Annotated in this window: 10 protein-coding genes; 2 read left to right on the top strand and 8 right to left on the bottom strand. The window is 69.9% G+C overall.

Going from position 1 to position 12,019, the window contains the following annotated elements:
* Positions 1-274: 274 nt before the first annotated feature.
* From VGW35_15475 to VGW35_15445, 7 genes are all read right to left on the bottom strand, one after another.
* Positions 275-799 (bottom strand): hypothetical protein, encoded by a 525-nt coding sequence (locus VGW35_15475; protein HEV8309062.1) that lies wholly within the window; start codon positions 797-799, stop codon positions 275-277.
* Positions 800-904: 105 nt separating this feature from the next.
* Positions 905-1,213 carry a hypothetical protein gene (locus VGW35_15470; protein HEV8309061.1) on the bottom strand — a complete coding sequence of 103 codons (309 nt, stop codon included), beginning with the start codon at positions 1,211-1,213 and terminating at the stop codon, positions 905-907.
* A 25-nt stretch (positions 1,214-1,238) separates the two neighbouring features.
* Positions 1,239-1,844 (bottom strand): cytochrome c oxidase subunit 3, encoded by a 606-nt coding sequence (locus VGW35_15465; protein HEV8309060.1) that lies wholly within the window; start codon positions 1,842-1,844, stop codon positions 1,239-1,241.
* Positions 1,845-1,886: 42 nt separating this feature from the next.
* Positions 1,887-3,815 carry a cytochrome c oxidase subunit I gene (ctaD, locus tag VGW35_15460; protein HEV8309059.1) on the bottom strand — a complete coding sequence of 643 codons (1,929 nt, stop codon included), beginning with the start codon at positions 3,813-3,815 and terminating at the stop codon, positions 1,887-1,889.
* Positions 3,812-4,834 carry a cytochrome c oxidase subunit II gene (gene coxB, locus VGW35_15455; protein HEV8309058.1) on the bottom strand — a complete coding sequence of 341 codons (1,023 nt, stop codon included), beginning with the start codon at positions 4,832-4,834 and terminating at the stop codon, positions 3,812-3,814. The genes ctaD and coxB overlap by 4 nt, the downstream gene beginning before the upstream one ends.
* Positions 4,835-5,001: 167 nt before the next feature.
* Complete coding sequence (locus VGW35_15450) at positions 5,002-5,835, bottom strand: transporter substrate-binding domain-containing protein (GenBank protein ID HEV8309057.1); 834 nt, start codon at positions 5,833-5,835, stop codon at positions 5,002-5,004.
* A 23-nt stretch (positions 5,836-5,858) separates the two neighbouring features.
* Positions 5,859-6,869, bottom strand: coding sequence for an ABC transporter substrate-binding protein (locus VGW35_15445; protein HEV8309056.1), 1,011 nt, complete (start codon positions 6,867-6,869; stop codon positions 5,859-5,861).
* Between the two features lie 428 nt (positions 6,870-7,297).
* Between VGW35_15445 and VGW35_15440 the strand changes: the two genes are divergently transcribed.
* Both VGW35_15440 and VGW35_15435 read left to right on the top strand, forming a co-directional pair.
* A complete protein-coding gene (locus VGW35_15440; protein ID HEV8309055.1) occupies positions 7,298-9,343 on the top strand; it encodes a hydantoinase/oxoprolinase family protein in 2,046 nt (681 codons plus the stop codon).
* A 3-nt stretch (positions 9,344-9,346) separates the two neighbouring features.
* A complete protein-coding gene (locus VGW35_15435; protein HEV8309054.1) occupies positions 9,347-11,350 on the top strand; it encodes a hydantoinase B/oxoprolinase family protein in 2,004 nt (667 codons plus the stop codon).
* A 384-nt stretch (positions 11,351-11,734) separates the two neighbouring features.
* Here VGW35_15435 and VGW35_15430 read toward each other — a convergent pair.
* On the bottom strand, positions 11,735-12,019 hold a 285-nt coding region (locus tag VGW35_15430; GenBank protein HEV8309053.1), incomplete at its 5' end, for a hypothetical protein.

Genomic DNA, 12,019 nt, shown 5'->3' with positions numbered 1-12,019 from the left:
CGCGCGAGGTTCTCCGGGCTCGCCACGTAGGCGACGTACTGGTCGAAGGTCATTCCGGAGGCGAACCGCTCCGGCGTCACGACGCTTTTCTTCTCCACCACGGCGAGCCCTCCTTGTCCGACACAGGGTCCAGGCCCCGGCCCGCGAATGATAGCATGCTGAGCCGCCAGGTGTCGGGCACGCCGGGCTCGGCGCCGCCGATGACACCCGTCGCCGTGGAACGCGCTGGCGAGGATGGTGCCGACCTGCCCGGTGCCACCAGGGAGGAGAATCTTCAGGGCAGGAATCTGACGGTGGAAAGAATCGCGTCGTACGTGCGATCGAGCTGCTCTCGAGGCGAAGGCTGGATGATCGAAATGGTGAAGATGTCTGACTTGTCGAGCGCGGTGAAGAACATGAAGTGTCTTCCCATCGTATTCGTGTTCTCCATGCGGATCGTGGGCCGTCCTCCGATCACTGTGTCCGTTGTCCGAGACGGAAGCGTCCTGATCTTCCTCAGTTGATCGGCATACCACTGCTCGATCGTCAGACCGTTTGGATTCAGGTCCCGCTGCACGAAGAACTGCAGGGAGACCTGCTCTTCCCCGGCCTGCCGCGGCTTACCGAGCAAGATACCCTCGAGGGTTCCCGTGCTTCGGGCCACGTTCCAGCCCGGTGGATGCTTGACCTCGAACCCCATCGCGTCGTCACGGAAAGTCTTCCAGCCCGATATGTCGACCGGGGGTCGGGCCTGCGCGGGCGCGACGGTCGCCGTGACGCCGAGCACGAGGACAACCACCAACAACTTCAGCCACGACATGTGCCTACTCCTGCGACGCTCGGTCATCCTCGGCTCGGTCCGACGGGCCACGCCTCTGGCGCCGATACCGGCGAGGCCCTCCAGACGAGCTGAGCGCCCGGGCGGTCATGGCTGGCATCGGCCGAGGACGAGGGTCGGCACGGCCTGGGCGAGGATCGCGAGCCCGAAGGCGACGCTGGCGAGACCGGCGAACAGCGCCATGAACCGCGAGCGGGCGACGCGCCCGTCGCCCTCGGCTCGGCTCGCCCTCCAGCACCGCCGAGCGGCGACGCCGCCGGCGGCGGCGCCCGCCAGCGCGAGCACGGTGACCAGGTGGAATGCCGCGATGGCCACGGTGGCGCACCCCAGGGTCGCCAGGATGTAGCTGACCTCGAGGTGCGCCAGCCACGCCACGGCCGGCGCCAGCAGTCCCACGCCCAGGGCCCACTTCCGGCAGGCGTCAGACGAATCGCGGAGCGATGTAGACGGCGACATAGAGGGGAACCCACGAGAAGACGACGAAGTCCCAGTAGGGGCCGCCGGTGACCACCCCGAGCCGCTGCTCGTGGGCCGTGTACCCGAGGCGGAGGAGCAGGACGAGGACGCCGTTCTCGAGGATGGCGGTCACCACGTGCGCGGTGTGCAGTCCGAGGATGGTCCACACCAGCGAGCCGAAAGGATGGGTGTCCCAGCGGTAGGGCAGCGCCCGCCAGTCGATGATACGGAGCACGAGGAACGCGAGGGCGAGGGCCAGGCCGAGGCCCAGTCGGCGCGCCGTCTCGGGCCCGGCCCCGCGCACGGCGCCCTCGGCGGCCCGTCGCATCGGCACGCGGCTGGCGAGCAGGAGGACGAGGCCGAGGGTCGGCAGACCGAGGCCCGGGGCGGCCTCCGGCCCCGACGGCCAGGCGGCGCCGGTCAGCCGCAGGTAGGCGTAACTGACCAGGATCAGGGCAAATACGGCCGCCTCGATGACGATCATCCAGAACGTGCCCCACCACAGGAGCGCCCGATGGTCCAGCGCTCCGGCGGGCAGGCGCGAGACGTCCAGAGTCGGTTCAGCGCTCACGGCTCTACCCCGGTGCCGGCCGGCCTACCGGCCCGGGCCGACTCACGGCACCGCCTCGCGCCGGTCCCGTCCGGGCTCGGGCCGCGGCCAGAACCATCCCACCAGCGCGACAAACGCCAGCCCGGCACCGATCAGCGCCCAGACGGGGCTCAGGATCGCGCCGATGAACCCCACACCTGTCGCCGCTCCGAGGGCAAGCGGCCACGCGCTCGGCCCGGGCAGGAGCGCCCGGTGATCGGGCTCGGCATCCAGCGGCGTGGTGACCAGCACCTCGCGCCGGTCGATCCGTAGCCCTTCGACGTTACCGCTCGCCCCGTTCGCCGCCCAGAGCGGATAACGACTCGTCACCACCGGGATCCGCCGCAAGTTGTAGGCCGGAGGCGGTGAGGCCGTCGCCCATTCGAGGGTGTCGGCCTCCCAGGGATTGTCGCCGGCGATGGCACCGCGGCGGACGCTCCAGGCCACGTTGACGAGAAAGAGGAGCAGACCCGCAGCGAGGAGCAGCGCGCCGCCGGTGGCGACCAGGTTGAGCGAGCCCCAGCCGAGCTCGGCGGAGTAGGTGTAGACCCGGCGCGGCATGCCCTGGAGGCCGAGCAGGTGCATGGGAAAGAAGGTGGCGTTGAACCCGATGAAGAGAAGCCAGAAGTTCCACCGGCCGAGCCCCTCGCCGAGCCGGCGGCCAGTGACCTTCGGAAACCAGTAGTAGAACGCGGCGAAGAGCGGGAAGACCGCACCGCCGATCAACGTGTAGTGGAAGTGTCCGACGACGAAGAAGGTGTCGTGGACCTGAAGATCGAGCGGCGCCGAGGCGAGCATCACCCCGGTCAAGCCTCCGACGACGAATAGGCTGACGAAGCCGAGGACGAAGAGAAGCGGCGTGCGGAGCCGAGGGCGCCCGGCCCAGAGGGTCGCGATCCAGCAGAAGATCTGGATGCCGCTCGGAATGGCGATCATCATGCTGGCCGCGGTGAAGAAGCTCATCCCGAGCTGGGGCAGGCCGGTGGCGAACATGTGGTGCACCCAGAGACCGAAGCCCAGGAAACCGGTCGCGACCACGGCGAAGACCATGGCGGTATAGCCCACGATCGGGCGGCCGGCGAACGCCACCACGATCGAGGAGACGATCCCGAGGGCCGGCACGAAGACGATGTAGACCTCGGGATGGCCGAAGAACCAGAACAGGTGCTGCCAGAGGAGCGGGTCCGCGCCCGCCGCTACGTCGAAGAACCGCGTCTCCACCATCCGATCGAGCGGAAGGAAGGTCGTGGCGACGATGATGGCCGGCATGGCGAAGACGATCATCACCGACATCACCAGCATCGACCAGACGAACAGCGGCATCCGGTCCAGCGACATGCCGGGCGCCCGCAACTTGAAGATCGTCACGATCAGCTCTACCGCCACGACCAGCGCGGACAGCTCGGTGAAATAGATCATCTGCGTCCAGACGTCGACGCCCTTGCCCGGCGAGTACGTCAGGGTCGCCAGCGGCACGTAGCTGAACCAGCCAACGTCGGACGCGCCGCCGAAGGGCAGGGCCCCGTAGAGGAGGAGACCGCCGATCAGGTAGGCGTAGTAGCCGTAGGCATTGAGCCGGGGGAAGGCGACGTTGCGAGTCCCGATCATGAGGGGGACGAGGTAGATCGCCAGACCTTCCATGATCGGCACGGCGAAGAGGAACATCATCGTGTTGCCGTGGAGGGTGAAGAGCCGGTTGTAGGCCTGGGGCCCCAGCAGCGCGTTCTCCGGTCGGGCGAGCTGCAGGCGCATCAGTAACGCCTCGACGCCGCCGGCTGTGAAGAAGACCAGGGCCGTCGCGATGTAGCGGAGCCCGATCGTCCGGTGGTGCACGGTGGTGAACCAGCCCCGGATTCCCGGCGGTGAGGCCCAGGTTCGGGCGAGGAGGTCGGCCTCCCGATCGTCGCCGCGGCCGGGCGCGATCCTGGCCGCGGGCGGGAACGCGACGCTCATCGGAGCGTGGCCAGGTACGTCACGAGGGCCTGGAGATCTTCAGGGCCGAGTCGGGAGGCCGGCATGCGGGTCCCTGGCTTCCACTGCTCGGGGTCGCGGATCCAGGCAGCCAGGTGGTCCGAATCGTTTGGCAGCACACCGGCCGCGATGCGCCGGCGGCTCGCCAGGTGCGTGAGGTCTGGACCGAGTCGCCCAAGCGCAGGCGTGCCCCGGATCGTGTGGCAGCCCGCGCACGAGGATCCGAGGAAGACCTCCATTCCGCGCTGACTCGACGGGTCCGTCGGCGCCGGCGCGGGCGCCCGTTGCGCCTGGCGCCAAGCGGCGAAGGTCTCCGGCGGCTCGGCCGAGACCGTCAGAGCCATGTGGGCGTGCTGGATGCCGCAGAACTCGGCGCACTGTCCGCGGAACTCGCCCGGGCGATCGGCCAGGAGCCACGTCGTGTTCCAGTGTCCGGGGATCTGGTCCGTCTTCCCGTGAAGGCTGGGAACCCAGAGGCTGTGGATGACGTCCGCCGACCCGAGCCGCAGGCGCACGGGGTAGCCGACGGGGACGTGGACCTCGTTCGCGCTCACCACCGCGCCGTCGGGGTCGGGGTAGCGGACCTCCCACCACCATTGATGCCCGACGACCTCGATGGTGAGCGGATCGGGGACGGAGATGCTCAGGGCGCGCCCGGTGACGGCGCTCACCATGAGCAGACCGAAGAGGACGACCACGGTCAGCCCGCTCGCCGCGCCCACTGCCAAGAGGAGCCACCGCTCGCCGTCCGGCCGGGCGCCCTGGGCCCGGCTGCGTGCCGGCCGGAGCACCGCCCACAGCATCGTCGCAACGACCGCCGCCAGCACGGCCGCGCCGACGCCCAGCATTACCCACCACAGGGCAGCGATACGCGCCGCCTGCGGGCCGGCCGGCCGAAGGGCGGACTGGATGCCATCGCAGCCGCCTACCGCCATCGCCAGGAGGAATGCGGGTATCGGGGGCCAGCTGCGGTGGCGCACGATGACGGCCGATGCCATCATCAGGAGGTCGCGGTGCAAAGCCGGTACCGAGGCTACCCGAGGGGCTGTGGGTGGGAATGATCGGCCGACTCTCGATGTTAGCGAGCGCATCCTCAGACCCAGGTTCCCGTGAGCCGCATCGGCGTCGGGCCGGGGCCCGCGACCGGGCCCGGCCGTGGCGAGGTCCGCTACTCGGGCATGGACCGCATGATCATGTAGTTGCGGACCTTGTCCGACATCGGATAGGGGACCACGCCGCGCTCCCCGAACCACTTCTCGTACAACTCGAAGAACTTCCCGCTGTCGATGAGCTCCATGAAGGTGTGGTTCACGAAGTCACGCCACTTGGAGTCGTTCTCCGGGACCATGCAGGAGTAGGGGTCCTTCGAGAAGAAGTCCCCCACCACCGCGTAGTCTTTGGGGTTCTTGGCCTTGGCGGCCAGCCCGGCCAGGAGGATGCCATCGGAGACGTAGGCCACGATCCTTCCCTGCTCCAGGGTCAGGAAGCCGGTTGCGTGGTCCTGGAAGGTCACGACGTCGGTCTTGGGCTGGGAGGCGCGCAGGGCCCTCTCGTTCGTCGTCCCCTGGGCGGCCCCCACCCGCTTGCCGGCCACGTCCGCCAGGCTCTTGATCCCGCTCCCCTTCTTCACCAGGAGCTGTGAGCCCGTGAAGAAGAAGTTGATGGAGAAGTCCACCGTCTCGTCCCGGCCCCGGGTGTAGGTGGTGGACCCGCACTCCACGTCGATGCTCCGATTGACCACCAGCCGGATCCAGGTCGCCGGGGTAACCTCCTTCTTCTCGAGCTTGATCCGCTTGGCCAGCTTCTCCAGGCGGGCGCGGATGGCCTCGAGCAGGTCGATGGAGAAGCCGATCCACTCGTTCTTCTCGTTGATGAACGCAAAGGGGATGGAGGTGCCCCGTGTCCCCGCGGCCAGGACCCCGGTGCGGCTGATCTTCTCCAGGACCGTCTCGGCCAGGACCGGCACGACCGCGCCGAACAGCAGAACCCCCGCCAGCCCCACAGCAACGCATCGGCCCCAAGGGCTCACCGGACCACGTCGTCCGCCCGGCGAAGGAGCGACTGCGGGATCGTGAGGCCGAGGGTCTTAGCGGTCTTGAGGTTGACGATCAGCTCGAACTTCGTGGGTTGCTCCATCGGGAGATCGGCGGGCTTGGCGCCCTTTAGGATCTTGCCGACGTAAACGGCGGCACGCCGGAACATCTCAGAGACACTCGGCCCGTAGGACATGAGGCCTCCTGCATCCACAACCTCTCTGGATGGGTACAGTGCCGGCAGGCGGCTCTTCGCCGCGAGATCGGCAATCCGTCTTCCGTAAAAAACGATTAAGGGATCCGAAAATGCAATCAGGGCGTCGGCTCGCTCTCTGGTCATGGCGGAAAATGCCGTATCGAAATCGTCGGGGCCGCGGATCTCCACGGGTTGAAGCGTCGTGCCCAACACCTGGGCTGCGGCTCGCACCTCTACCCAGTCGGATGACCAGAAGCGGAAGGTGGAGCTGAGCTGCTCGGAATAGGCGGGATTCCACAGGACGGCCACGCGCTTCACCCGGGGGACGGCCTCTTTCAGCAGCTCAAGACGCTTGGCCCCGAGCTCCGGGGTGAGCTCGGACAGTCCCGTGATGTTGCCTCCGGGCCGAGCGAGGCTGGAGATGAGCCCGGTCGCAACAAGGTCATCGTTACAGGCCGCTACCACGATGGGGATCGTGCTGGTTGCTCGACTGGCGGCGCTAAGCGGTGCCCCACAGGCGTCGACAACAATGACGTCAACCTTGAGCTGGACCAACTGGGTGGCGAGGTCGGGGAGCCGCTCGGCTCTCCCCTCGAAATATCGGCGCTCGATCGCGATGTTCTGGCCCTCCACGTAGCCAAACTCGTGGAGGCCTTGCCGCAACGCCTCGTAATGTGGGCTCGTCGGCCAGGTCCCGAGAAACCCTATCCGGCGGACCTTCACCGGCGGCTGCGCTTCTGCTGCGAGCGGCGCGGCGAGGAGGCCGAAGATCAAGATGACCGTGATACCGAGCCGTGACGCCGTCATGCTGCCCCCTCCGGCTCGAGGACGTGACGCTAGGCAGCGCAAAGGGCCTTTCTCCATTCCTCGGCTCGGCCCCACGGGGGTCCCCCGTCGCCTGGGGCGCCGCCTCGCCGGCCGGGCCAGAGTGTAGCGCGCCTGGCCTGGCCCTCACAACAGCCGCGTGCTGGGCCGGCCGGGTGGGGCGAGGGGCCGCCGGGGCGTGCGGCTCTGACCAACGGGGGGCGGCGCCGTGCGCGAGCGGGGCAGCTTCCTCGCGGACCCGGCGAGCTTCGGGGACGGCGTCGTCGTCGCGGGCTGCGAGCCCGAGCGCCCGGCCCCGCGTGGCCGGTGGCGCGGTCCCGTGGATGGCCCGCACATTGACAGCCCGGCGTGCGGAGGCGTACCCTCCCCTCGGCTCACCCGGCCTCACCTCCGGAGCGAAGGAGCGATCGTTGCCCGCGTACCGGCTCGGGATCGACATCGGCGGCACCTTCACCGACTTCAGCCTGCTGGACGAAGGGAGCGGCGCGCTCTACGGCTTCAAGTCTCCCACGGTGCCGCGGGACCCGGCCCGCGGCGTGCTCGAGGGTCTCCGGGGCCTGGTGGCCGAGGTCGGGTTCGATCCGGCCGACATCGCCTACCTCGTCCACGGGACGACCATCGCCATCAATACCGTGATTCAGCGGAATGGCGCCACTCTCGGCCTGCTCGCCACCCGCGGGTTCGGCGACGTCCTCGAGCTCCAGCGGCTCCGGCTGGCGAGCCCCGTCAACTTCATCGCCACCCGGCCCGCGCCCCTGATCCCGCGCTACCGGGTGGGGGAGGTGCGCGAGCGCATCCTGGCCGACGGCACGGTGGACACGCCGCTCGACGTGACCGAGCTCTGCGCCGAGGCGGATCGCCTGATTCGGCGGGAGGGCGCCGAGGGGCTCGTCGTCGCCTTCCTCAATGCCTATCGGACGCCGCGCCACGAGGTCGAGGCCCGGCAGGTCCTGGCCGGGCGATTCCCCGGCCTGCCGGTCGTCTGCTCGCACGAGGTGTGGCCGCAGATCCGGGAGTACGAGCGGACGATCGTGACCATCGTCAGCGCCTACGTGCGTCCGGTAGTCGTCCGCTACCTCGAGAGCCTCGAGCGCGAGCTCCGCGGCGCCGGCGTGCGGGTGCCGCTCTACATCACCAAGTCCAACGGGGGCGTGACGACCGCCCGCGACGCCCGGCAGGCGACCGCCGAGACCCTCCTGTCGGGGCCGGCCTCGGGAGTCATCGGGGCCAGCTTCGTCTGCCGCGCGGCGGGCTACGAGGACCTGATCACGCTCGACATGGGCGGGACCAGCGCCGACATCGCGCTGGTCCGCGGCGGCCGGCCCGCCTACTCGACCGAGGAGACGGTGGGCGACTTTCCGGTGGTGATGCCGGCCGTCGGCGTGTCGTCGATCGGCGCCGGGGGCGGTTCCATCGCCTGGCTGGATCAGGTCGGGGTCCTGAAGGTCGGGCCGCGCAGCGCCGGCGCCGACCCGGGCCCGGCCTGCTATGGCCGCGGAAGCCAGGAGCCCGCGCTGTCGGACGCGTTCCTCCTCTGCGGCTTCCTCAACCCGACGAACTTCGTCGGCGGACGTCTCCCGCTCTATCCCGACGCGGCGGCGGCGGCGATGCGTCCCCTGGCCGCGGCCCTCGGATTGTCGGTGGACCGGGCGGCCGAGGCCGTCGTCGAGGTGGCGACCGCCAACATGTACGCGGCCTTCAGCAACGTGCTGGCGCGGCACGGCGTCGACCCGCGGGACTTCAGCCTGGTGGCCTTCGGCGGGGCGGGGCCGATCCAGGCCTGCTTCCTCGCCCGGGAGTTCCACATCCCGCGCATCATCGTGCCGCCGGCCCCGGGGACCCTGTGCGCGCTGGGCGCCATGACCGCGGACGTCAAGAACGACTACGTCCAGACCCTCCACCGGCGGCTGTCCGCGATGACCGGCGCCGAGCTCCGGTCCGCCTGTGCCGAGCTCGAGAGTCGGGCCCGGCGCTGGCTCGCCGAGGCCGCGCCCCGCGTCCACGCGAGTGCCCTGGCCTATGGGGCCGACATGCGCTACGTGGGGCAAGCATTCCAGATCGAGGTGCCGCTGGACCCGGCCTGGCTGGGGGAGGGAACGCTCGATCGGCTGCGGGAGGCGTTCCACGACCTCCACGAGCGCCTGTACGCCCACGCCGACCGGGCGGCCGAGGTCGAGCTGATCGATCTGCGAGCGACCGTCACCGGCGCCACCCCCAAGCCGGAGCTCCGCCGGCCGGCCCGGGGCTTGGGCCCGGCCAAGCCCGCCGGGCGGCGTCCGATCCACTACCGGGGCCAGCGCCACGACGCGGCCATCTACGACCGGCGGCACCTCCTGGCCGGGCAGCAGGTCGACGGGCCCGCCATCGTGGAGCAGGACGACACCACCACCCTCATCCCGGCCGGCTTCGTGGGCGAGGTGGATGGCTTCGGCAACATCGTCATCCAGGAGCGATGAGGCATGGCCATCGATCGTGTCGCCCTCGAGGTGCTCCGGAACTACTATCAGGCCATCGTGGAGGACATGGCGCGCATCATGGAGCGCACCGCCTACACGACCTTCGTCAAGGAGACAGCCGACTTCTCGACCGGCCTCGTCTCGGCGAGCGGCGAGTACGTCGCCTACCCCTGGAAGCTCGGCGCTTCCTCCTACCTCGGCCTGAACCTCCGGAGCGCGCTCGACTACTTCGACCACTACGACGACGGCGACATCGTCATCTGCAACGACGCCTATCTCTCGGGCCCGCTCTGCACCCACCTGCCGGATGTCCACATCCTGCGGCCGATCTTCCACGACGGCCAGATCATCTGCTGGGGATACAGCTTCGTCCACTCCTCCGACATGGGGGGCACGGTTCCGGCCAGCGTGTGGCCACGGGCCACCGAGATCTTCCAGGAGGGGCTGCGGCTCCGGCCGACCAAGCTCTACCGCGCCGGCGTGCTGAACGAGGACGTCCGGAACGTCATCATGGACAACTGCCGCATCCCGGAGACCAACTGGGGCGACATCAAGGCGATGTGCGCGGCCGTGAACTCCTGCGACCGACGGGTCCAGGAGATGGTCCGGAAGCTCGGGGTCAAGACCGTGGTGGAGGGCATGGACGCCGTGCTCGACTACGCCGAGCAGCGGGCCCGGGCCGCCCTGGCCCGGATCCCCGACGGCACCTATCACTTCGCCGACTACATGGAGGACGATCTCCAATCCGAGGTGCCGGTCCGGATCAAGCTGGCCATGACGGTCGCGGCAGGCTCGGTCCACCTCGACTTCACCGGCACCGACCCCCAGGTGGCCTCGGCCCTGAACATCGCCAGCCACGGGGTGACCCATCCGTTTCTCTGCCAGGGGATCAACGCCTACATCGTCAGCGAGGACCCCGAGATCCCGAAGGCGTCGAGCATCCTGCGGCCCGTGCGGGTGACGGCCCCGCCCGGGACGCTGGTCAACAGCCAGTTTCCCGCCCCGATCGGGGTGCGCTACGCGACGGTGATCCGGCTGCTCGACGTCGTGCTCGGCGCCCTGGCCCAGGCCCTGCCGGGTCGGATCCCGGCGGCGCCGGCCGGCGCGCTGTCGCCGGTGGTCGCCTCCGTCCTCGATCCGCTCACCGGCCAGCGCCAGGTCCAGGTCGTCGAGCCGATGCTGGGCGGCGGCGGCGGACGCCCGGGCGTGGACGGTCTCGACGGGGCCGACTCCACCTCCGGCTTCCTCCGGAACACGCCGGTCGAGAGCATCGAGGCCGAGGTCCCGATCGTCATGCGCCACTACCACCTGATCCCCGACACCGGCGGGCCCGGCGAGCACCGGGGCGGGCTGGCCGTGCGGCTCGACTTCCAGTGCTTCCACCCGAATGCCATCGTGACGGCCCGGGGGATGGAGCGCTTCAAGCTCACGCCGTGGGGGGTGGCCGGCGGGCGCGCCGGGACGGCCGGAAGCTGTGTAGTGAACCGCGGCACCCCGCAGGCCCGGAACATCGGCAAGGTCGACGTGCTGCGGCTCGAGCCCGGTGACGTAGTCAGCGTCTTCTCGCCGTCGGGCGGCGGCCACGGCGACCCGCGCCGCCGGGATCCCGAGCGGGTCCGGGCCGACGTGCGAGCCGGATTCCTGACCGAGGCGCACGCCCGGGAGCAGTACGGGGTCGTGCTGGCCGACGGCGCGGTCGACCTCGAGGCGACGGCGCGGGCCCGAGCCGCCATGCCACCGCCGCCGGAGGGGCCGTTCGACTTCGGCGCCTACCGGGCCGCACTCGAGCGGCGCTGGCCCCCGGCGCTCCAGGATGCGGCCATCGCGCTCCTCGCCAGCGTGCCGCCAGCCGTCCGCGACTGGGGCAAGCATCAGCTCTACGACCGAATCCAGGCGATCGCCGTCGAGCGGGCGCCGGCGGCGCCGACGGTGGAGGACGTCGGGGCGGCCTGGTCCGCGATCCGCGCGCGCCTCGACCGCGCCCTCGGGCGGGAGATCGCGCCGTGAAGATCGCCGACGTGACCTACGCGCGCTGGCGCGGGGCCGCTGCTCGCGATCTACCTGTGGCAGGGTGACCTGGCCACTCACGCGCGACTCGTCGAGGGTTGAGGGTGGTCGAGACCCGGCGATGGCCCCGCTCCGGGCCGGAGGGCGGCGGGCGAGAGGAGGCGAATGCTCCCGGAAATCACTGAAGCGCAGCTCGGCCATCTGCTGTTACTCGTGGTGGCCCTGGCCATCGCCTTCGGGTTCGCCAGGCGAGCACGGTGCGGAGCATCGCACTGGCCTGGGTGCTGACGCTGCCGGCGGCCATGCTCCTGGCCAGCGTGTTGTTCCTGGCGACGAAACTCCTCTTGCTCTGAGTGGCAAGCCTGGTGGCTGGTGGACAGGAGGTCACTGGGCGAGCCACACCTTCATGAAGGTGTTGTTGTCGTAGGTGGTGATGCCGGGCCGGTAGTTCCGCAGCCGCTTGTCCTTGAAGAACCAGCCCTCCACCCAGCCCACCGCCACCGTGGCGTGATCGCCCCGGCTCAGCACGTGGCGCTGGAGCTCCCAGTAGAGCTGCTTGCGCCGGTCGCGGTTCGCCTCCTTGAGGGCGAGCTCGGCGAGCTCGTCCACCTTGGGGTCCGCCGCCCGGCCGTAGTTGCTGCCGGCCTCGGTGGTGTAGGCGATGTGGAA

The organism is Candidatus Methylomirabilota bacterium (assembly GCA_036005065.1).
GTDB lineage: Bacteria > Methylomirabilota > Methylomirabilia > Rokubacteriales > DASRDR01 > DASYQW01.
The sequence above is the reverse complement of the archived record's forward strand: the minus strand, read 5'-3'. Positions and strand labels throughout refer to the sequence as shown.

Bases quoted from the DNA above. Each gene is read 5' to 3' on its own strand.
- VGW35_15475 (HEV8309062.1), bottom strand. From the start codon at position 799: ATGTCGTGGCTGAAGTTGTTGGTGGTTGTCCTCGTGCTCGGCGTCACG.
- ctaD (HEV8309059.1), bottom strand. From the start codon at position 3,815: ATGAGCGTCGCGTTCCCGCCCGCGGCCAGGATCGCGCCCGGCCGCGGC.
- coxB (HEV8309058.1), bottom strand. From the start codon at position 4,834: ATGATGGCATCGGCCGTCATCGTGCGCCACCGCAGCTGGCCCCCGATA.
- VGW35_15445 (HEV8309056.1), bottom strand. From the start codon at position 6,869: ATGACGGCGTCACGGCTCGGTATCACGGTCATCTTGATCTTCGGCCTC.
- VGW35_15435 (HEV8309054.1), top strand. From the start codon at position 9,347: ATGGCCATCGATCGTGTCGCCCTCGAGGTGCTCCGGAACTACTATCAG.